Here is a 19,062-nt window from a genome sequence, read left to right as displayed (position 1 = left end):
GCCAGCGCATCAGGCTGGCAGTAGTGAAAACTCATGAAACAGCTTGCGGAATTGTTCGCCGGACAGCGTTTCCTCTGCCAGCAAAATGTCCAGAGATTTGTCGAAAATGATCCGGTGGTTCTCCAGAAGGCTGCGGGTTCTGCCCATCAGGTCTTCCAGAATCTCATTGTTCACCTTCATCAGCTCTTCTGTCGTAACCATATCCATGTTTACGATGCCAAGAGACGTAAGGCCGGATCTCATCATCGTCTTGACGATGTCGAGCGCCTGTTCAAAGTCGTTGCTCGAACCGGTGCTGCGTCCGCCGTAGAAAATTTCCTCCGACGCCGCGCCGCCGAGAGCGATCATGATCTGCTCTTCCAGGAACGATTTCGTGTACAGGTACTGCTCCGACTGCGGATTGTGGCGTACGTAACCGAGCGCCTTGCCGCGTGGGCTGAGGGCCACCTGGCTGACACTGCCCGGACGCACCAGCTCTGCCATGATGGCATGTCCAAGCTCATGGATGGCGACGCGTTTCTTCTCTTCGATCGTCGATTCACGGTCGGTGCGCTCACCCATCATCACCTTGTCGATGGACATGGACAGATGGCGCTGCTCGATCTCTTTCAGACCTTCGCGCATCGTGTAGATCGCGGCTTCGTTCATGACGCTCTCCAGCTGGGCGCCGGAGAAGCCGTAAGATTCCTCGGCGATTTTATCGAGGTTGACATCCTCGTGCAGCGGCTTGTTCTTCGCATGCAGCTCCAAGATGTGCTTGCGTCCCTTCTTGTCAGGCAGGTCCACCTGAATATGACGGTCGAACCGTCCCGGACGAAGCAGCGCGCTGTCCAGCATCTCCTTACGGTTGGTCGCCGCAATCAAAAGGATTCTCGGGCTGTCCGACGAATAAATGCCGTCCATCTCGGTCAGCAGCTGGTTCAGCGTCTGATCGTATTCGCGCTGCTGCCCGCCTTCGCGCTTGCCGCCGATGACGTCAATCTCATCGATGAAAATGATCGCGCTCTGCTTGTTCTCCTTGGCTGCCCGGTTTCTCGCATCGCGGAACAGATCCCGGACGCGGCCCGCGCCGACGCCGACGTACATTTCTACGAACTCACTGCCGGATGCGGCAACGAATACCGAATCCGTGTAATGTGCGGCCGCCTTGGCCATCAGCGTCTTCCCTGTTCCGGGAGGTCCTGTCAGCAGAATTCCTTTCAACGGGCGAATGCCGAGCTTCTGGATTTCATCATGACGGATCAGGAAGTCCAGTGCCTCGCGCAGCTCCTGCTTGGCATTATCCTGGCCGCCGATTTCTTCAAAAGTGAGCTTCTTCGGCCCGCCCTTTTTACGCTTGCGTTCCGAAGCAGCACCTACCGTCAGTCCGCCTCTCATGTTGGTCATAAACAGGAGTCCGCCGATCATCAGGCCGGCGATAATGAGAGGGATGACATTGACCCCTACAAAAGCTAGAAAGATGAATAATACCGGCACAAATCCGATCAAAATTTCCTTCAGCAATTTAGGCATTATTCCCACACTCCCATCTTGCCGGGATCACGGGGCAGAACAAGAAACTTGCTTGAGCTGCCGTCCGTCAGCGTGATATAGACGTTTTTCGTGTCCATTTCGGCTTTCGTCTGAATTCCGGTACCCTTAGCCAGATCCTGCAGCTTGACCGGAATTTCCGTATAGCGCTTGTTTTCCATCGCTTCGGCTACAGAGAACATCGCTTTATCCCAATACTGGTTCAGCTTGTCCGATGAATGATCCACAAAATCGAACTTCAGCGTCCGGGTGCCGACGACGGATTTACCTTCGGTGGAAATTTTATCCGCCAAATCAGCCAAATTTACATTCGGCTTCAAATCGAGTTTCAAATCCACCTGATCGCGGGTAATATTAAAATGTGCGTTATTCACGCCCTGATAATTGCTGACGATTTTTTGCAGCGGACCCTGCAGGGTCGTTTGCCGATAAAAGAACCAGCCGCCAAACAATACGGCAACCGATACAACAACAGTTATAATAATAGGCAATGGACGCAATTTCACTTGTTGTCCCCCTTTCGAAATGGTAAAGCAAAAAAAAAAGTAAACTTTAGATGACAAAAATAAATATTTCGTTAGCGGTTCAAGTCCATTGGTCGGCCATCATGCTTCTGTTCCAGTCCGATTCGATGGATGGTTTTGCGCTTGTCGCGAAACACAAGCATCTCTTCGTTTGATCCACGCATCTGACCGCACTTCTATATACCATGTTTTTCAATAAAGGGCAGAAAAATCTTCTTCCAACCTGAAGCGGGCTTCTGAATTTTACTGAAAAACGCTATCCTCTAATTATAGTACAATCCGGGCTGTTCGTCATATATATCTCTTCAATACAAATAAGAGTATATCACATTGTATATACTAAATCGAAGGTAAAGTGTGAATATATTTTAAATATTATCCTTTGTAAGCCAAAGAACCCCATTTGAGGATGGGGTTCTTTCTGCATGATATGGCCGTTTAAACAAAATCATCGATTGGGCAGCGTGAACGGGCTGCCGATTTCCGCTCCGTCGCTGAACCGGTAAAATTGATAGTAATAGTGATCTTTCACCTTGTAGAACAGCTGCCATACGTATTCTCCGTTATAAACACCCGGTACGAGGCGCATGTCTTTGATGCCGGGAATGGAGCTTTTGATTTTGGCCTTCATCTTCTCTTTGGACATACCGCTGCTCAAAAGCTCTTGATGCACAGTATTCTGGCCTTCCTTGGGTTTTCCCTGATCGGTGAACTGCACCCAGACCATGACCTCCTGGCCCGTCTTGTTCGTCCCTTCCACGACCCAGTAGATGCTGTTCTGGTCCCACACAGACTTTTGGGCATCGGCGACCGACACGATTCCGGCTTCCTGCTTCGCTTTGGCAATAGCGGTGTCCTTTTCGCTCCATTGATCCTGCAGCACGTAAATAAAATAACGGTAAGCGCCGAATATGATCAGCAGCAGGGCGACAATGCCGAGAAAGATCCATTTTTTCTTGTTCTTCAACCTGAACTTCCTTTCTGAAAGGTGAGCTAATCATCCCGGTCTTAGCGGGAGAGAAGACCTTCAAAAGCCGCTTGGGCTTCCCTGCGGATGCGTTCCTCGTCCAAAGTGAGACAGCTGCCGTGCTTCACGACCTGCTTCCCGTCCACCCAGACGTGCTCAACGTCCTTCGCGCTGGCCGAATAAATGACGTGTGAAATGAAGTCCGTACGCGGCAGAAAATGAGCCTGATCCGTATTCACGGCAATAAAATCCGCCTTCATCCCGGCCTCAAGTGCACCGACTCCCTCCAGGAACAAGGATTGGGCTCCGTAGATCGTGCCCATACGCAGCGCTTCCGCGGCGGGAACCGCCGTCGGATCTCCCGAGACGCCTTTATGTATCAAAGCGGCAAGGCGCATTTCTTCAAACATGTCCAAATTGTTATTGCTCGCCGCACTGTCGGTTCCCAGGGAAACCGTAATGCCTGCCTGCATCATGTCGGTAACGCGGGCCACACCGCTCGCCAGCTTCAGGTTGCTGCCAGGGTTGTGTGATACCGTCACGTGATGCTTCGCCAAAATGTCGATTTCCTCATCTGTCAAATGGACCGCGTGTGCCAGAATCGTCGGCCGTGAGAACATGCCGAGCTTCTCCAAATGAATCGCCGGACGCGTTCCATAATCGCGTACATTCTGCTCCACTTCCGCCTTGGTCTCCGACATATGCGTATGCATCGGCAGATCCAGGTCATGCGCCGCCTGAACGAACTTCTCAATAAAATCAGGAGGGCATGTGTACGGGGCATGCGGAGAAATCATCGCTGTGATCCGGCCGTCTGCCTGCCCGTGCCAGTCCTTGGCGAACTGAATGGCTTCGTTCAGCTTGTGCCGCTGCACATCCTCCGGGCACAGACCGATGACACCGCGGGTCAGGGCTGCGCGCATGCCGGATTCAGTCACCACTTTGCCTACCTGATCCATATGATCGTACATATCGAGGAACGTCGTCGTGCCGCCCTTCAGCATTTCAAGCACGGACAGCGAAGTCCCCCAGTAGACGTCACTGGACGTGAATTTCGCTTCCATCGGCCACATTTTTTCCTGCAGCCATTCCTGGAGCACCATGTCATCTCCGTAACCGCGCAGCAGCGACATAGCGGTATGTCCATGGGTGTTGATCAGGCCCGGCATAAAAAATAAATGCGTGCCGTCGACGACCTGTACGCCCTCCTCCAGCTGCGGCTCCTCTTCACCGATATAGGTGATGCGGTCGCCCTCAATGACCATCCAGCCATGCAGTACAGGCTGCTCCGGCCGCAAAACGGCAAAGCTGCCGTTCTTGATTGCCCATTTAGGATTGTTTCTCCGGCTGCTCGAGCTCTTCAAATTGTCCGTCATCTTCCGTGTCGTCCTTTCCGTTGTTCAAATAATAAGCGAGGCTGAGCAAATCCGTCGTAAAATCGGCGGCGTGTATCCGAATGCTTGCCGGTGCCTTCAGAATCGTCGGTGCAAAATTCAGAATCGCCTCGATCCCGGCCGCGATCAGCTGATCGGCGACGTTTTGCGCTTCGAAATCCGGAACGGTAATAATCCCGATCCGGATATTTTTACTTTGTATCGTTTCTTTCAGCTCATCCATAGCCTGTACCGTCAAGGTGTTGATGCGCGTGCCGATTTTGGACGGATTGGCGTCAAACACGGCCACGATCTTCATATTTTCCTTCAGGTAAAAGTTATAGTTGGACAAAGCTTGACCAAGATTCCCCGCTCCGACCAGCACCGCGTTGATCTGCTGGTCCAAATTCAGAATTTGACGGATCTTCTCGATGAGATAGGACACGTCATACCCTATCCCCTTACGGCCAAAATCCCCGAAATACGCCAAATCCTTGCGGATCTGCGCCGGGTTGAGATCCAGCTTCTGCCCGAGCTCCTGGGAGGAGACCGTGGCCACCTCCCGTTTGTTCAGCTCATTTAGATATCTAAGATATATAGGCAATCTGCGGACAACCGCCTCGGATATTTTCTCCGATTTCATGCATGTTCCCCCTATTGAACGGCTTGAATATTTATTTGGTTATATAGATTGAACTAAAGTTTTGCATTGAACTTCCTGTTCTAACCGCTTTAGTTCATTCTATCTAATGGACTCATTTAAGACACACCGTCCTGATGAAGCCATTCAGAGATGCGCGGAACCATCTGGTCTGTCTGCATATGCTCCATTTTCGGTCCAGGCAGCGAGTACAGGAAGTATTTCCCGTAATACGATTCGATGACGCGTGTATCGTATACGATAACGATGCCCCGGTCATGGGCGGTGCGGACCAGCCGCCCGAAGCCCTGCTTGAAGCGGATGACGGCCTGCGGGACCGACAGCTTCATGAACGGGTTCTTCTTCTGGCGCTGCAGCAGCTCGCTCTTCGCTTCGACCAGCGGATGGTTCGGCGGCTGGAACGGGAGCCGGACGATGGCCAGGCACGTCAGCGCTTCACCCGGGATGTCCACGCCTTCCCAGAAGCTGCTCGTTCCAAGCAGCACCGAAGCGCTGCTGTCCGTAAACCGCCGGATCAGCTTCGTGCGGCTGCCGCTGTCTACGCCCTGTCCAAGCACGGCGATGTCGCTTTGTGCAAGGGCTTCTTTCAGCGGCTCGTATACCTGGCGCAGCATGCGGTACGAGGTGAACAGCACCAGCATCCGGCCGTGGGTCGCGATCGCGGCGTCCGCCAGTGAGCGGGCCAGCGTTTCGACAAACAGGGCGTCCCCGACACTTCCCTTCACGCTTGGAAAATCCCGCGGAATGACGAGCAGCGCCTGGTCCCTGTACCGGAACGGGGACGGAAGCTGGACCGTCACAAGGCGTCCGCTGTCCTGGTCCTCCTGCAGTCCAAGGTTATCGATCATATACTGGAACGATTTATCTACGGATAAGGTGGCGGACGTCAGGATGACGCTCTTTTTCTTATCAAAAAACAGCTCCTTGAGCTGCTTGCTGACGTCAACCGGAACAGCGTACAGCTGGAGCGATTTACTGCGGAAATGGCCGCTTGCTTCCATCCAGTACACGACGGTTTCGTCGTTCAGCGTCATAAAGAACCGGAGATTCTCCCGCTCGGAGCTGAGGTCCTTGAGCAGCCCGCCGATATCGGTGATCAGGCTGTCGGAACCGTAATCATCCTGCTCCTCCTTGTACTCGGACAGCATCTTTTCGCCTTTGCGGACGATTTCCCCTACCGTGACAAAGATCTGGTTTTCGAGCGCTGCCAGCGTCTCCCACTCTTTCGGCTTTTTCCCCGGTTGAAGGCGCAGCGTATACTGGCCGCCGTCGCCGGGAGCAGCGTCGCTCCGTTCCGGAAGCAGGCCGAAGAGCAATTCGCTCAGCTTGTCCCAGTGCTCTTTGACATCGACCAAATCCTCGCTCATCCGGTCGATTACGGCGGTCCATTCACCGGCCTGCTCATAGGCCGACGATTGAAGCAGCTGGCGAAGCGCCGGCAGCTGCCCGCTCCGGGCGTCCTTATAGAGCCGTGTCAGCGTATGGACGACCGTAAAGTACTTCAAATGTAGTCCGAGATGCTTGCCGGCAACGTCTTCCAGGTGATGGGCTTCGTCGATCACGAGCCGCTCGTAGGAAGGCAGCAGCTGATGGCCTGCCTTGACGTCCGTAAACAGCTTGGAATGGTTCGTTATGACGACATCCGCGATTCCGGCTTCATGCTTGGCCCGGTGGTAATAGCACTTGCGGAACCAAGGGCAGGCACGGCCCTGACAGGAGTCCGAGTCGCTGCTTACCGTCTCCCAGAAGTCTCCCGCACGGCCGCCGAGGCTCAGCTCCTCGTCATCACCCGATTCGGTCTGGGCGAGCCAGACGATCATCTGGGCGGCCGTGATGGTGTCTTCCTTCGGATTGATAAAGTCTCTTCTGTTTATTTTATGTTCAAATTTTCTCAAACACAAATAGTGCTGTCTGCCCTTGAACACGGCTGCCTTGAAAGGAAATGGCACGACCTGCGTCAAGAGTGGGATATCCCGCTCCCGGAGCTGCTCCTGCAGGTTGATCGTATGCGTGCTGACCATCACCTTCTGGTCCTGCTTCACGCTCTGATAAATCGAGGGGATCAGGTATCCGAGCGACTTGCCCGTCCCGGTCCCGGCTTCGATCAGCAGATGCTTGTCCTGATCCAGCGCATTCATCACCTGGTCGAACATGATCGTCTGCGGCTCACGTTCCTCGTAATGAGGCATAATATCGCGCAGCCGTTTTTCGATCTCGGCCAAATATTCCTTAAACTCGACGCCTTTGAGCGGATTGTCGTCCACTTCGTCGCGCGGCGGGGCCATTTCGGTCCAGTCATCCACCTTAAGCGCCAGCTGGCGGTAAAAGGTGTGGCTGTTCAGATCTTGAGCGGGTTCCCGCTCCTTTTCCTGGCAGAGGCCGTCGAAATACCAGCCGAGGTCGCTGTCCTCATCGGCAAACAGCTCGGCCAGCCGCTGCAGCGTAATCAACGGCAGGCTGTTCAGCTCATCCAGGCACTTCAGCAGAACGTATGCCGTTGCCAAAGCGTCGCTGTCGGCCTGATGCGGCCGGTCATGCTGAAGACCGAAGTGTCCGGTCACCATGCCCAGCTGATAGGAAGTCAGCGAAGGGAAGCATATTTTGAGCAGGTCGAGCGTGTCCAAAATCCGCCCAGAGAACGGCAAATAGCCGCACCGGTCGAGTGCGTTTTGCAAAAAATTAAAATCGAATGCTACATTATGCCCCACCAGGACCACGTCGTCGAGCAGCGGCACGAGCTCCATCATCATTTCTTCCAGGGCCGGAGCAGCGGCCACATCCTCATTCGTAATGCCGGTAAGTCCCGTAATAAACGGAGGGATTTCGATACCCGGGTTGACATAAGAGCCATACACCTTTGAAATCGTCCCATCCTCTTCTATAATGGCAAGTCCAACTTGAATAATTTCGTCTGCGGACTGGTTGCCTGTCGTTTCGAAGTCAAGTACGGCAAATTTCATGATTCCTAAATCCTTTCGTCCAGTCTCCTTAACAGCATAACAGAAGATTTCACATTTGAAAATTCAAGGAAGGAAAAACTTGAACTTCCGGTTCTATAGAAAAAGACGACACCCGGCGCTTTCCGTGCAGCGGGCATCGTCTTCTCACATGCATTACATCAGCGATATTAACTGGCTTCCATACTGAAGCTGACCGCACTGTTGCTGGCAAACCTGCAGATTCATTAGCGGATCCGGGAACGAGGGATCATGCGAAAGCGCCAGCGTAAAATAATCCTGGGCCTTGCCAAGCTGGCCCTGCATCGCCTCGACACAGCCAAGCGCATTCAGCACCATCGCCTTCAGCTTGGGATGCTGGGCAAGCGGCAGAATCCACTGGAAATGATGGCGGGCTTCCGCCGGCTCCTCCAGGTGCAAATACGCCATGGCCAAGTACATCCGGGCCAAAAAGCTGTCGGGGAATTCGAGGATCACCTGCGCAAATTGCTGGGCCGCCTGCCTGTACATCAGCAGCTTGAAATATCCCTGCCCCCGGATAAAGGAATCCATCTCGACCTCGGGCGTTTCATGCTGCGGAAATACAGGTGCGATCTTGGCCTGCTCCCGGAAAGCGCCCATTTTCTCTTCAAAAGACAACCATTCTTCTATGATGCCGTCGCTCATCGTTTTGAGCAAATTCCACTTTTGGATCAGCTGATGCTTTTGGGCCTCCTGCGCTGTGGGGTAATGTTTCACGATTTCGTCTAACATGTTGTTCATTTCCGCGAATACATGCTGAAACATGGCTGCATCCCACCTTAACAAAAATGAAATCAGTGCGGTCACCTGAACTCATTTTTTGTTAACCCGGGCTTTTTCATTCCCGCTCCGGGCTGCCATTCCTTGTCTTAGCTTCCCCGCGCATACATGACCAGTCCTTAAATAATCGTGGCGTGAACCTCTTTGCTCATCGTGTTCATCGGCTTGTTGGATTCATTCACAAAAACTACCGTCGGCTTGTGGCTTTTGATTTCCTCATCGGACATGACGGCGTAGGATATAATAATGACGGTGTCGCCGGGCTGAACCATGCGGGCTGCCGCCCCGTTCAAACAAATCACACCGCTCCCGCGGGGACCTGGGATGACATAGGTTTCCAGACGAGCCCCGTTATTGTTATCCACCACTTGGACCTTTTCGTTCTCCAGCAGGTCGGCGGCTTCCATCAAATCTTCATCTATCGTTATGCTTCCCACATAATTCAAATTCGCTTCGGTAACGGTCGCCCGGTGGATTTTGGATTTCATCATCGTTCTGAACATCGGTCAATTCGCCTCCTTGGGATTAAATAAACGGTTATCGATCAGGCGCGTCCGACCGAAACGGACGGCTAGGGCCATCAGGACGGCCTCGTCCTTCCCGCTGATTTCTTCGTCATCGGAATAAGGCTGAAGCCCAGGGAAAGATACGACCTCGGCGTATTCGATATCGGCCAGCGGAGACTGGCTGATGACGCGCTGCAAGAGGTTTCGAATGTCCCCGGCGGTTACTCCCGTCCCCTCGCTCACAGCGGCCGCAGCCTCGCGCAGAGAGCGTGACAGCACGAGCGCCTGCCGGCGTTCCTCTTCGCTCAGGTACACGTTGCGCGAGCTTAGAGCCAGGCCGTCTTCCTCACGTACGATCGGGCAGGGAACAATCTCCACGTTCATGTTGAGATCCTGTACCATCTGCTGAAGCACGGCGACCTGCTGCACGTCCTTCATGCCAAAATATCCTTTATCGGGCTGAACGATGTTGAACAGCTTGCTCACCACCGTCGTCACGCCGTCAAAATGTCCCGGACGGGATGCGCCGCAAAGACGGGTCGTAATGTCCGATACCATGATTTTGGTCTTGGTCGGCCGCGGATACATCGTCTCCACCGACGGAAGGAAGACCAGGTCCGCTCCTTCCGCTTCGGCCAGTGCCAGATCTCTTGCTTCGTCACGCGGATAGGTTTCATAGTCCTCACCCGGACCGAACTGGATCGGGTTGACGAAGATGCTGACGACGACAATACCGTTATCTTCGCGGGCACGGCGGATTAAGCTGGCATGCCCCTCATGCAAATAACCCATCGTTGGAACCAGGCCGACCGTGGCTTCCGGTCCCAAATTTATTTGTAGCGCCTTTATACTGCTGCGCAGTTCTTCAATCGTTCTTACAGCTTTCATGCGCGTGCCACCTTCTCCTTTCCTTTGCCGTACAAGTTCTCGACGACCTGATCGTCTGCCGTAAATACATTGGTCTCATCCGGAAAAGAGCGGCTCTTCACGTCATGAACGTACTGGCTGATCCCGTCGCGAACGATCGTTCCGATGTCACCATAGGTTTTGACAAAACGCTTGTCGCGATACGGGGATGCGTACTTAAACAAATCATGGAATACGAGCACCTGGCCGTCGACATACCGCCCGGCGCCAATCCCGATAGTCGGAATCGACAGCTGTTCGGAAATAAAGCGGGCCACTTCCTCCGTTACCAGTTCAAGCACGACGCCAAATGCCCCTGCTTTTTCTAGAGCCTTCGCATCTTCCAGCAATCTGGCGGCATCCGCCTCGTCTTTACCTTGAATCCGGTAACCTCCGATCTGGTTCACCGACTGCGGCGTTAAGCCGATGTGGCCAAGCACGGGAACGCCGGCTTTGACGATCGATTCCACCGCGGTGCAGATTTCGCGTCCGCCTTCCATTTTCACGGCATGGGCATGACCGTCCTGCATCAGGCGTTTAACGTTGTCCAGCGTGCTGTCGATGCTTCCGTGGTACGTCATAAACGGCATATCAGCCACGATAAATGTATGCCCGGCGCCTCTGACAACCGATCTCGTATGGTACACCATGTCGTCGATCGTCACCGGCAGCGTGGAATCATACCCGAGAACCACGTTCCCGAGCGAATCTCCGACCAGGATCATGTCTACGCCAGCTTCCTCCGCCAAGCTCGCCGAAGGATAGTCATAGGCGGTTACCATGGAGAGCGGAATGCCATCCGCCTTCATCTTTTTCATTTTCACGATATTCAGTGGTTGTTTGTTTGCCATTGTGCTTCTTCCCCTTTCGATGAGTGTGAAAAATAGGATAAAAACAAAAAAACCTTTTAGTGTGTCACTAAAAAGGTCCGAAAGGGCATAAAGGGTCACTTGCGATCGTCCCTTCTGTCTCGGTCCTTCCGGCTCAGAGCAGAATCCAACGTAACGGCAATATTCCATTTGCAGTTATGAGGGTGTTCTTCAAACAAAAACATGCAGAGTGCAGTTCGATCATCCGTCGATACCGCCTCTACATGTCAGTATACCAAAAGTTCATTATTTTTTCATCGTCTAAGTTCGACATCTCCGGAAAAAACAGGAATCTGCTCGCCCGAATCGGTACGAACCCGAAGCGCGCCGCTTGCATCGAGCCCGTCGGCCATTCCCTCGATCGGCCCGCGTGCGGTCTGAATCGACACACGCTTGCCCAGCGTTACCGACAGCGCCTCCCACAGCGAGGCGACTGGCTGAAATCCGTCTTTGCGGTACAGCTCGTACAGCATTTCAAACTCCTCCATCACCGTAGCGATGAGCGACATCCGGTCGATCGGCTCACCCGCCTCGATCTTCAGGGAAGTTCCGATCCCGGTCAGCTCTTCCGGATAATCGCCAGGGTCCAGGTTGGCGCTGATTCCGATGCCGGCAATGCAGTAGCGGACATGCTCGTCCTCCGCCGCCGACTCCAGCAAGATGCCGCAAATTTTCCGCCCGTCGACCAGCAGGTCGTTCGGCCATTTCAAGCCGGCCATGACGCCGGTTACCTTGCGGACCGCCCGGCACACCGCCACTCCGGTCAAGAGCGTAAGCTGCGGTGTGTAATGAAGCGGCTGCTCGGGCCGAAGGACCAGGCTCATCCAGATGCCTTTTCCATAGGGCGAAAACCATTTGCGGCCCATCCTCCCCTTCCCGCCGGTCTGTTCTTCGGCAATGACGAGGGTGCCTTCCGGCGCCCCCTCCTCAGCCAGGGCTTTCGCTTCTTCCTGCGTTGATACCGTCGTCCCCAAAATTTTCAGCTGCGATCCCATCACTTTAGACTGTATCCGCTGCGCCAGCTCCTGCTGATCCAGCAAGTCCGGTTTGCTGACAATCCGGTAGCCTTTATGAGGAACCGCTTCAAATTCGTACCCTGCCTCACGGAGCTTGTTGATCTGTTTCCAGACCGCGGTTCTGCTGACCGACAGCCGCCGGCTGATCTCCTCGCCCGAAACAAATTCTTCCGCATCCAGCAGTATATCCAAAAGGGTCTCAGCCTTTTTCATCGGTAACCATCACCCGTCTCACTTCTTCTGTCAAATCCAATTTCGTATTGGGCATCATGCCTGCCGCCGCTTTAAACAGCAATTGCTTCAGCAGTTCTCCCACCCAAGGTCCGCCCCTCTTGCCCGAAATCGCGATCAAATCGGAGCCGCCGATCTGGAGCTCGTGCAGGTGGAAAATCTTCATTTCGTCCATCCAATCCAGCCCGTGGGCCAGCAGCTCATCCGCTGCCGTCCCCCTGTTCTCCTGCGGCAGCACCGAGCAAAGCAAGAGCCAGCGCCGAACAGTTTCTTGACCGTACTTTAGCACCAGGCCTACCCACTGCTCTCTAAGATGGGTGTCGCGACTCAACCCTTTTACCTCTTCGTCCAAATACAAAAGGGCTTCGACCCTCTCGCGGGCATCGTTGGAAAACGTATACTGGCGCATCAGGTTTCCGGCTTCCTGTCCGGAAAAGCCGCAGGCCAGCATAAGCAGGGCCCATCTAACAGTGGTCTCCTTGGAAGGGATGTCGCCGATCCTGGACAGGAAGCCGTCCACGGCAGCAGATGTAAACGGTACCCGGGCTTTTTCCAGCAATCGGCTCCTTCCCAGCAGGCTCAGGCCGAGATAAGGATGAGGTCCCTCCATCATTTTATCGAGCTCCGCCCGAATCCGCTCCAGCGCGATATACTGAATACCGTCTCTTTCCAGGAGAAGGCCTTTCCAGGTGTTAAAGGCAATGCGGTAGCCGAACACCGAGGCAAACCGGATGCATCGCACCATCCGCAGGGCATCCTCCTGAAAGCGGACGCGGGCCTCTCCAACGCAGCGGATGATGCCTTTTCGAATGTCGTTTTCACCATGGTAAGGGTCAACAAACCGTCCCTGCCGGTCACAGGCTATCGCGTTCATCGTGAAATCCCGGCGGCGCAAATCCTCGGACAGATTTCGCACAAAGGCCACTTCTGCCGGCCGGCGGTGATTTTCGTAAGAACCTTCCACCCGATATGTAGTAACCTCAAAGGCGTAGTTTCCAACCAGAACGGTGACCGTTCCATGCTCAATCCCCGTAGGCACCGTCCGTTCAAAGAGCCGTGTCACTTCATCAGGGCGGGCCGAAGTCGTGATATCCATGTCGTTGACAGGCCGGCCCATCAGTTCATCACGCACGCATCCGCCGACCCAATACGCTTCATGCCCATGCGCTTCGAGGACGGACAGCACCTGCTCGGCGCAGCCCGCCATCCCGGCATCCGCCTGCTTCCATTTCATAACTTTCCATGACCCCCTAAATGACTACCTCTTATCTGCACACCGCATCCAGCTGGGGCACCTCGCGTCCGAGAACGCGATAATAGATCTGTTCATACTTGCGTGTGATCAATGCGTCGGAAAATTCCCGGCATGCCCGGGTCAGACAGGCCTCGCGGAACCGTGCGGCAAGATCGCCGTCCGACAGCAGCCGCAGCACCTGATCGGCCATCTGGTCCGTATCTCCGATCGGGGACAGGAACCCGGTCTCGCCGTGAACCACCAGCTCGGGAATTCCTCCGGCGAGCGATCCCACCGTCGGAACGCCGCATGCCATCGCTTCAAGCGCTACCAGGCCGAAGCTTTCTTTTTCCGATGGAAGCAGAAGCACGTCAGCCAACGAGATGACTTGTGCGATCTCGTCCTGCTTGCCTAAAAAGTGAACTTTATGCTCCAGTCCGAGCTCCCTGATCTTGCATTGGACCTTCGGCAGCTCCGGGCCTTCCCCGACGAACAGCAGCTTGGAAGGCATCCGCTCGTTGACTTTGGCGAAGATGTCCACGACGTCACCGACGCGTTTGACCGGGCGGAAGTTGGAAATATGCATCAAAATTCTCTCGTCCGGTTCGGCATAGTCGCCGCGAAGCGAGGACGTATCGCGCGGATAGTAGATGCGCTTATCCACAAAATTGTACGTCAGATCGATATCGCGGCTGATATCCAGCACTTCACGGGTTTCTCGGATCAAGTCTCCGGATACCGCCGTGACCGCATCGCTTTCATTGATCGCCAGGCGGATCAGGTCCTTTAATGATTCGTCCTGCGCCAGTACCGTAATATCCGTGCCATGAAGCGTCGTGACCACCTTCAGGTTGCTTCCTACCATCTGCTTGGCCAAGAAGGCGCACACCGCGTGAGGAACCGCGTAATGGACATGCAAAATGTCCAGCTGCTGCATATTGGCCACTTGTGCCATTTTGGTCGCAAGGGATAAGTCATAAGGAGGATAGCGGAATACGTAATAATCACTGACTTCAACCTCATGATAGAAAATGTTTTTATGGAATTGCCCTCCCAGCCGGAATGGAATGCTGTGGGCAATAAAGTGTACCTGGTGGCCCTTTTCGGCCAGCAGCTTGCCGAGCTCGGTCGCGACTACACCTGAGCCTCCGAGTGACGGATAGCAGGTGATGCCAATTTTAAGTGATTGACCCAAGCTTCGTGTCCCCCCTTCTTTACATGCCTTCTCTATATTATGTACCCAGAGAATATTAAAAACGTCTCGCGACGTTTCATTTTACAGCGGACAACCGCTCAACCGGGTATTTCGATTGTGCGCTTTCAGCTTATAAAAAGTCAGAACTGAAATCAAGCCTAAAGATTGGGCGCTTGACTTCAGTCCTGTCTATCGGTCATTATTCGGATCCTGAAATGAACATGTCCACGACGTAAGGCGACTTGATCGCAAAGCCTTCCGCGTAGGGAATGAGCCTGCGCTGGCCGGTCAGCCGGTCGCGGGATCTGACGCGTTCGATATATCCCTGATTCAGCGGGGTAACCACCGTTTCTCCTTCACCCGGAGTCATCTCAAACTGCGACCGGTAACACAGGAGCGCCTGTTCCTTCATTTCCTGCTGTTCGGTAATATCCACCATCAAATCGGCTCTGCCCATATCATTAATGAAGTAAAAATACAGCTGCTCCACCTGTACAGGCGGCTTGTCCGGCATGTACCGGCGCAGCTTGGCGTTGAACACCGCTTCTTCAACCAGCTTGCTGCAGGCTACATGATCGGGATGGCGGTCTTCCCAATACGGAGCGAAAACGACCCTCGGCGCATGACGGCGGATTTCCGCAGTGATGGCTTCCACATGTTCCGGTGTGATGAACAGTCCACGGTCCGGCAGTCCAAGGCTGCTCCGCATGGAAAGGCCAAGAACACCAGCCGCGGCTGCCGCTTCCTGCTTCCTGCGCTCAACCGTTCCATTAGATGACATTTCCGCATAGGTCAAATCGCAGATCCCCACTTTAAGCCCGGCCTGCACATGCTTGATGATCGTGCCGCCCATCCCGATTTCGGCATCGTCCGCATGGGCGCCGAAAATCAGAATATCCAGCGTTTCACTCATATTTCAGCACCCGGCTTATATTTATGTACCAGCTCGCGCCAGGCAAAATCCCCTCGGTCCAGCGCCTTGACCAAAATTTCGGCTGTTGCGATGTTGGTCGCAAGCGGAATCCCTTGGACGTCGCAAAGACGGAGCAGCGCATTGATATCCGGCTCGTGAGGCTGAGCCATCAGCGGATCCCGCAGGAAAATAATGAGGTCCATCTCATTCTCGGCCACGAGCGCCCCGATCTGCTGGTCACCGCCGAGCGGACCCGACATGAACCGGTGGATTTTCAGGTCGGTGCCCTCCATAATCCGCTGTCCGGTCGTTCCTGTGGAATACAGTTGGTGTCCCTCAAACACATGCTCATAAGCCGTGACAAAGTTGACCATCTCGTCTTTTTTTCGGTCATGTGCGATGAATGCGATTTTTAGCATGTTGTAACCCCTCCTGAACTACTCTATAAAATGGTCAAACCCGTAAACCATACCCTCGTACGTCATAACCTTCTCGACAGCCATTTTGACGCCAGGCATATATCCTGCCCGCTCATAGGAATCGTGGCGGATCTTCAGCGTTTGGCCAAAGCCTCCAAACAATACCTCCTGCTGGGCGAATACGCCGGGAAGGCGGACGCTGTGAATGCGGAAACCGTTATAATATCCCCCGCGCGAGCCTTCAATCGTCTCTTCCTCGTTCGGATTTCCCTGGCGGATCTCCTGGCGGTTCTGGGCAATCATCTCAGCCGTTTTGATGGCGGTGCCGGAAGGCGCGTCAAGCTTCTGATCCCCATGGAATTCCATGATTTCGAGATGCGGGAAATACTTGGCCGCCTGCGCCGCAAATTTCATCATCAGTATGGCCCCGATGGAGAAATTCGGTGCGATCAGCCCGCCGATCCCCTTCTCCTTGCACTGCTTGTCCAACTCTTCGATTTGTTCCGGGGTGAAGCCCGTCGTGCCGATCACGGGACGAACCCCGTGGTTTACGGCCAAGACCGTATTGGGGTATGCGAACTGCGGCGTCGTAAAGTCCACAAGCACGTCCGGCTTACCTTTGACCAGTGCCATCTCCAGATCGGAGGTCAGCTTCACGCCGCATTCCGGAAGCCCGGCCAACGTGCCCGCGTCCGTCCCCTCTCCGGACCGTCCGACAGCGGCAACCAGCTCCAGATCGGGATCCTCGAGTACCAGTTTGACGACTTCCTTGCCCATTCTGCCGGCTGCTCCTGCGACGGCTACTTTGATGGTTGACATGTTAGCTCCCCACTTTCTCATGATTTATAGAATGAACTAAAGAAAGTCCTTTTCTGACACGGAAAAATGACCCGGGGATCCAGACATTACATGAGAAACCTTTAGTTCATTCTATTTAGGTCGATGAATCGTATAAATACGAGTTTAGCCGGCCTTTTAACTGCTCCAGCATATCCTGCAGGCCGTGGTCATGGGGTTGAAGGGCGATGACTTCCTTGATAGCCGATATGGCAAGCGCATGCTCGTTCAGCTGGCTGTAGGCAAGCGCAAGCCAAATATACGCCTCCCCGTAGAGCGGGTCGAGCCGCACCGCTTCCTTCAAAATAGATACCGTTTCATACAATTGATTGGCAGGTGCTACATCGGGAGAATCGATCGTTTTCTTCGCATCCTGCACGATGCGCATCGCCTGCAAATGCTGAACATACAAACCGTATTCCGGCTTATCGGGTGCAAGCCTGGAGGCTTCTAGCGCACGTTCCATGGCCTTATCCAGCCGGCTGCTTCTTGCATAGGTTACGGAGCATCTATAATGAATTTCTGCATCCTCGGGGTTTTCGGCGATCGCTGCTTCAAACCAATGAAGTGCTTCTTCAAAATCGTTCTGCAAAATACAATGGTAAGCCTTTTGGACAAAAGGTTCGGACTGCATAGCTGCTCCCCCCGTTCAGGCGGTTTTCCTACAGCATATGTTCATTCCGCCTAATCGGTGTCCTTTTTCGTCCAACGGTCCTTATCACGCGTATTGAATTTGTGCATGACCTTGTCATGCGCTTCCGTCAGGTCGATCCCCAGCGAATTCGCAAAGCACATCGTTATGAACAAAATATCTCCGAGCTCGAGCTCAATGGAATTATCCGCTTCGGAAGGCTTCTTCGGCTTTTCCCCAAACCGGTGGTTCACCTCGCGGGCCAGCTCCCCCACCTCTTCGGACATCCTTGCCAGCATCGATAACGGACTGAAATACCCTTCTTTAAACTGGGAGATGTACCGGTCGACTTCCCGCTGCATCTCTGCCAATGACTTCTCCATGATACCGAACCGTCCCCCTCTTTCGTATGTACAATGCTTCACGTCACGCCGGACGCTAGTTTACTCCATATGTTATCGCAAAGCGGAAATGAAAACAAATATTTTTTAATCGCCGGGGAAAAAGGTATACTATGGAATGGAGCGAAGAAAAACCTTTCTTCCTACTTCTGGTATTGCGGGGGATTTCATGAGTTCATCCAAGTTGTTTATTCAGCTCAAGCTCGTATTGCCCATCATTTTGGGCTCTGCCGTATATGCCTTCGGCCTGCTTTATTTCATTATCCCTAACCAGCTGATGGAAGGGGGCGTTACAGGGGTAACCGTCCTCCTGAATTATGCATTTTCCATTCCGCCGTCCCTGTCGACTCTGGTGCTGAACATCCCGCTCTTCCTTCTCGGCTGGAAAATCCTTGGCGGCAGACAGATGATTTATACGGGCGTCGGGATCGCATCGCTGACGTTTTTTCTGTGGTTCATCGAAAAGCTGATTGATGCCGGGTGGATCACGCCGTTTCAAACGGAAAGAGACTACATATTGGCTTCCCTGTATGCAGGCGTCACTCTCGGAGCCGGACTGGGCGTCGTATTCCGCTTCGGCGGGACGACCGGCGGATCGGATATCATTGCACGCATTTGCAACCGGCGATTTGGCTGGAGCATGGGACGGGTCATCCTCGTGATCGATATTATCATTATCGGGGCTTCCCTGTTCTTCATCCCTAGAGAGCGGATCCTATACACCTTCGTAGCCGTCTTCATTGCCTCCAGGGTGATTGACTTTATCCAGGAAGGTGCCTATGCAGCCAAAGCCTTTACGATTATTAGCGACCACGCCCAAGAAATCGCCGACCAAATCACGGTCGAGATGGAGCGGGGCGTTACGCTGATTCCGGCCATAGGCGCGTACTCCAAGCAGGCCAAGCATATGGCCTACTGCGTCGTCGGACGCCAGGAGATCCGCAGGCTCCACGATATTGTAAAATCGGTGGACCCGCGGGCATTCGTCATCATTAGTGATGTGCATGACGTTCACGGCGAAGGGTTTAAGGAAGAATAATCGGAAGCACAGAAAAAGCCCGCCGGCTCTTAAAGCTGGCGGGCTTTTCCAA

Annotated in this window: 19 protein-coding genes; 1 reads left to right on the top strand and 18 read right to left on the bottom strand. The window is 53.8% G+C overall.

The window, feature by feature from the left end:
- Positions 1–9 precede the first annotated feature (9 nt).
- The 18 genes from C7820_RS03210 to C7820_RS03125 form a co-directional block, all read right to left on the bottom strand.
- Positions 10–1,512, bottom strand: coding sequence for an AAA family ATPase (locus tag C7820_RS03210; RefSeq protein ID WP_116229724.1), 1,503 nt, complete (start codon positions 1,510–1,512; stop codon positions 10–12).
- On the bottom strand, positions 1,512–2,036 hold the full coding sequence (locus C7820_RS03205) for a hypothetical protein (protein WP_116229723.1): 525 nt from the start codon (positions 2,034–2,036) through the stop codon (positions 1,512–1,514). Before C7820_RS03205 ends, C7820_RS03210 begins: the two co-directional genes overlap by 1 nt.
- 466 nt (positions 2,037–2,502) lie before the next feature.
- Positions 2,503–3,021 (bottom strand): cell wall elongation regulator TseB-like domain-containing protein, encoded by a 519-nt coding sequence (locus C7820_RS03200; protein WP_076170879.1) that lies wholly within the window; start codon positions 3,019–3,021, stop codon positions 2,503–2,505.
- Between the two features lie 41 nt (positions 3,022–3,062).
- Positions 3,063–4,397 (bottom strand): amidohydrolase, encoded by a 1,335-nt coding sequence (locus C7820_RS03195; protein WP_116229722.1) that lies wholly within the window; start codon positions 4,395–4,397, stop codon positions 3,063–3,065.
- On the bottom strand, positions 4,351–5,037 hold the full coding sequence (locus C7820_RS03190; protein ID WP_116229721.1) for a redox-sensing transcriptional repressor Rex: 687 nt from the start codon (positions 5,035–5,037) through the stop codon (positions 4,351–4,353). Before C7820_RS03190 ends, C7820_RS03195 begins: the two co-directional genes overlap by 47 nt.
- A 116-nt stretch (positions 5,038–5,153) precedes the next feature.
- Positions 5,154–8,015 (bottom strand): ATP-dependent DNA helicase DinG, encoded by a 2,862-nt coding sequence (gene dinG / locus C7820_RS03185; RefSeq protein ID WP_116229720.1) that lies wholly within the window; start codon positions 8,013–8,015, stop codon positions 5,154–5,156.
- 153 nt (positions 8,016–8,168) lie between these two features.
- Positions 8,169–8,798 (bottom strand): tetratricopeptide repeat protein, encoded by a 630-nt coding sequence (locus C7820_RS03180; protein WP_105442119.1) that lies wholly within the window; start codon positions 8,796–8,798, stop codon positions 8,169–8,171.
- Positions 8,799–8,932: 134 nt separating this feature from the next.
- Positions 8,933–9,316, bottom strand: coding sequence for an aspartate 1-decarboxylase (panD, locus tag C7820_RS03175; RefSeq protein ID WP_116229719.1), 384 nt, complete (start codon positions 9,314–9,316; stop codon positions 8,933–8,935).
- Positions 9,317–9,319: 3 nt separating this feature from the next.
- Positions 9,320–10,207: a pantoate--beta-alanine ligase gene (panC, locus tag C7820_RS03170; RefSeq protein WP_116229718.1), complete on the bottom strand. Its 888-nt coding sequence runs from the start codon at positions 10,205–10,207 to the stop codon at positions 9,320–9,322.
- A complete protein-coding gene (gene panB, locus C7820_RS03165; RefSeq protein WP_116229717.1) occupies positions 10,204–11,076 on the bottom strand; it encodes a 3-methyl-2-oxobutanoate hydroxymethyltransferase in 873 nt (290 codons plus the stop codon). Before panB ends, panC begins: the two co-directional genes overlap by 4 nt.
- Before the next feature lie 272 nt (positions 11,077–11,348).
- Positions 11,349–12,323 (bottom strand): biotin--[acetyl-CoA-carboxylase] ligase, encoded by a 975-nt coding sequence (locus C7820_RS03160; RefSeq protein ID WP_116229716.1) that lies wholly within the window; start codon positions 12,321–12,323, stop codon positions 11,349–11,351.
- Positions 12,310–13,575 carry a CCA tRNA nucleotidyltransferase gene (locus C7820_RS03155; RefSeq protein WP_116229715.1) on the bottom strand — a complete coding sequence of 422 codons (1,266 nt, stop codon included), beginning with the start codon at positions 13,573–13,575 and terminating at the stop codon, positions 12,310–12,312. The genes C7820_RS03160 and C7820_RS03155 overlap by 14 nt, the downstream gene beginning before the upstream one ends.
- 31 nt (positions 13,576–13,606) lie before the next feature.
- Positions 13,607–14,770 carry an N-acetyl-alpha-D-glucosaminyl L-malate synthase BshA gene (gene bshA, locus C7820_RS03150; RefSeq protein WP_116229714.1) on the bottom strand — a complete coding sequence of 388 codons (1,164 nt, stop codon included), beginning with the start codon at positions 14,768–14,770 and terminating at the stop codon, positions 13,607–13,609.
- 199 nt (positions 14,771–14,969) lie between these two features.
- Positions 14,970–15,683, bottom strand: a complete 714-nt coding sequence (gene bshB1 / locus C7820_RS03145) for a bacillithiol biosynthesis deacetylase BshB1 (protein WP_116229713.1) — start codon at positions 15,681–15,683, stop codon at positions 14,970–14,972.
- Positions 15,680–16,102 (bottom strand): methylglyoxal synthase, encoded by a 423-nt coding sequence (mgsA, locus tag C7820_RS03140; protein WP_116229712.1) that lies wholly within the window; start codon positions 16,100–16,102, stop codon positions 15,680–15,682. The genes bshB1 and mgsA overlap by 4 nt, the downstream gene beginning before the upstream one ends.
- An 18-nt stretch (positions 16,103–16,120) precedes the next feature.
- A complete protein-coding gene (gene dapB / locus C7820_RS03135) occupies positions 16,121–16,921 on the bottom strand; it encodes a 4-hydroxy-tetrahydrodipicolinate reductase (protein WP_116229711.1) in 801 nt (266 codons plus the stop codon).
- Positions 16,922–17,036: 115 nt separating this feature from the next.
- Complete coding sequence (locus C7820_RS03130) at positions 17,037–17,573, bottom strand: tetratricopeptide repeat protein (protein ID WP_116229710.1); 537 nt, start codon at positions 17,571–17,573, stop codon at positions 17,037–17,039.
- A gap of 50 nt (positions 17,574–17,623) precedes the next feature.
- Positions 17,624–17,953: a nucleotide pyrophosphohydrolase gene (locus tag C7820_RS03125; protein ID WP_076170120.1), complete on the bottom strand. Its 330-nt coding sequence runs from the start codon at positions 17,951–17,953 to the stop codon at positions 17,624–17,626.
- 187 nt (positions 17,954–18,140) lie between these two features.
- On the opposite strand from C7820_RS03125, the gene C7820_RS03120 reads away from it, so the two are divergent.
- Positions 18,141–19,010 (top strand): YitT family protein, encoded by an 870-nt coding sequence (locus C7820_RS03120; RefSeq protein ID WP_076170119.1) that lies wholly within the window; start codon positions 18,141–18,143, stop codon positions 19,008–19,010.
- Positions 19,011–19,062: the final 52 nt, after the last annotated feature.

The organism is Paenibacillus sp. VMFN-D1 (genome assembly GCF_003386155.1).
GTDB classification, from domain to species: Bacteria; Bacillota; Bacilli; order Paenibacillales; family Paenibacillaceae; genus Paenibacillus_AQ; species Paenibacillus_AQ favisporus.
This window is presented reverse-complemented; position numbering and strand designations above follow the sequence as displayed.

What these genes read in the sequence shown, in the direction of transcription:
- C7820_RS03210 (WP_116229724.1), bottom strand. Translation starts at nt 1,512, where the DNA reads ATGCCTAAATTGCTGAAGGAAATTTTGATCGGATTTGTGCCGGTATTA.
- C7820_RS03195 (WP_116229722.1), bottom strand. Translation starts at nt 4,397, where the DNA reads ATGACGGACAATTTGAAGAGCTCGAGCAGCCGGAGAAACAATCCTAAA.
- C7820_RS03190 (WP_116229721.1), bottom strand. Translation starts at nt 5,037, where the DNA reads ATGAAATCGGAGAAAATATCCGAGGCGGTTGTCCGCAGATTGCCTATA.
- dinG (WP_116229720.1), bottom strand. Translation starts at nt 8,015, where the DNA reads ATGAAATTTGCCGTACTTGACTTCGAAACGACAGGCAACCAGTCCGCA.
- C7820_RS03180 (WP_105442119.1), bottom strand. Translation starts at nt 8,798, where the DNA reads ATGTTTCAGCATGTATTCGCGGAAATGAACAACATGTTAGACGAAATC.
- panD (WP_116229719.1), bottom strand. Translation starts at nt 9,316, where the DNA reads ATGTTCAGAACGATGATGAAATCCAAAATCCACCGGGCGACCGTTACC.
- panC (WP_116229718.1), bottom strand. Translation starts at nt 10,207, where the DNA reads ATGAAAGCTGTAAGAACGATTGAAGAACTGCGCAGCAGTATAAAGGCG.
- panB (WP_116229717.1), bottom strand. Translation starts at nt 11,076, where the DNA reads ATGGCAAACAAACAACCACTGAATATCGTGAAAATGAAAAAGATGAAG.
- C7820_RS03160 (WP_116229716.1), bottom strand. Translation starts at nt 12,323, where the DNA reads ATGAAAAAGGCTGAGACCCTTTTGGATATACTGCTGGATGCGGAAGAA.
- C7820_RS03155 (WP_116229715.1), bottom strand. Translation starts at nt 13,575, where the DNA reads ATGAAATGGAAGCAGGCGGATGCCGGGATGGCGGGCTGCGCCGAGCAG.
- bshB1 (WP_116229713.1), bottom strand. Translation starts at nt 15,683, where the DNA reads ATGAGTGAAACGCTGGATATTCTGATTTTCGGCGCCCATGCGGACGAT.
- mgsA (WP_116229712.1), bottom strand. Translation starts at nt 16,102, where the DNA reads ATGCTAAAAATCGCATTCATCGCACATGACCGAAAAAAAGACGAGATG.
- dapB (WP_116229711.1), bottom strand. Translation starts at nt 16,921, where the DNA reads ATGTCAACCATCAAAGTAGCCGTCGCAGGAGCAGCCGGCAGAATGGGC.
- C7820_RS03130 (WP_116229710.1), bottom strand. Translation starts at nt 17,573, where the DNA reads ATGCAGTCCGAACCTTTTGTCCAAAAGGCTTACCATTGTATTTTGCAG.
- C7820_RS03125 (WP_076170120.1), bottom strand. Translation starts at nt 17,953, where the DNA reads ATGGAGAAGTCATTGGCAGAGATGCAGCGGGAAGTCGACCGGTACATC.
- C7820_RS03120 (WP_076170119.1), top strand. Translation starts at nt 18,141, where the DNA reads ATGAGTTCATCCAAGTTGTTTATTCAGCTCAAGCTCGTATTGCCCATC.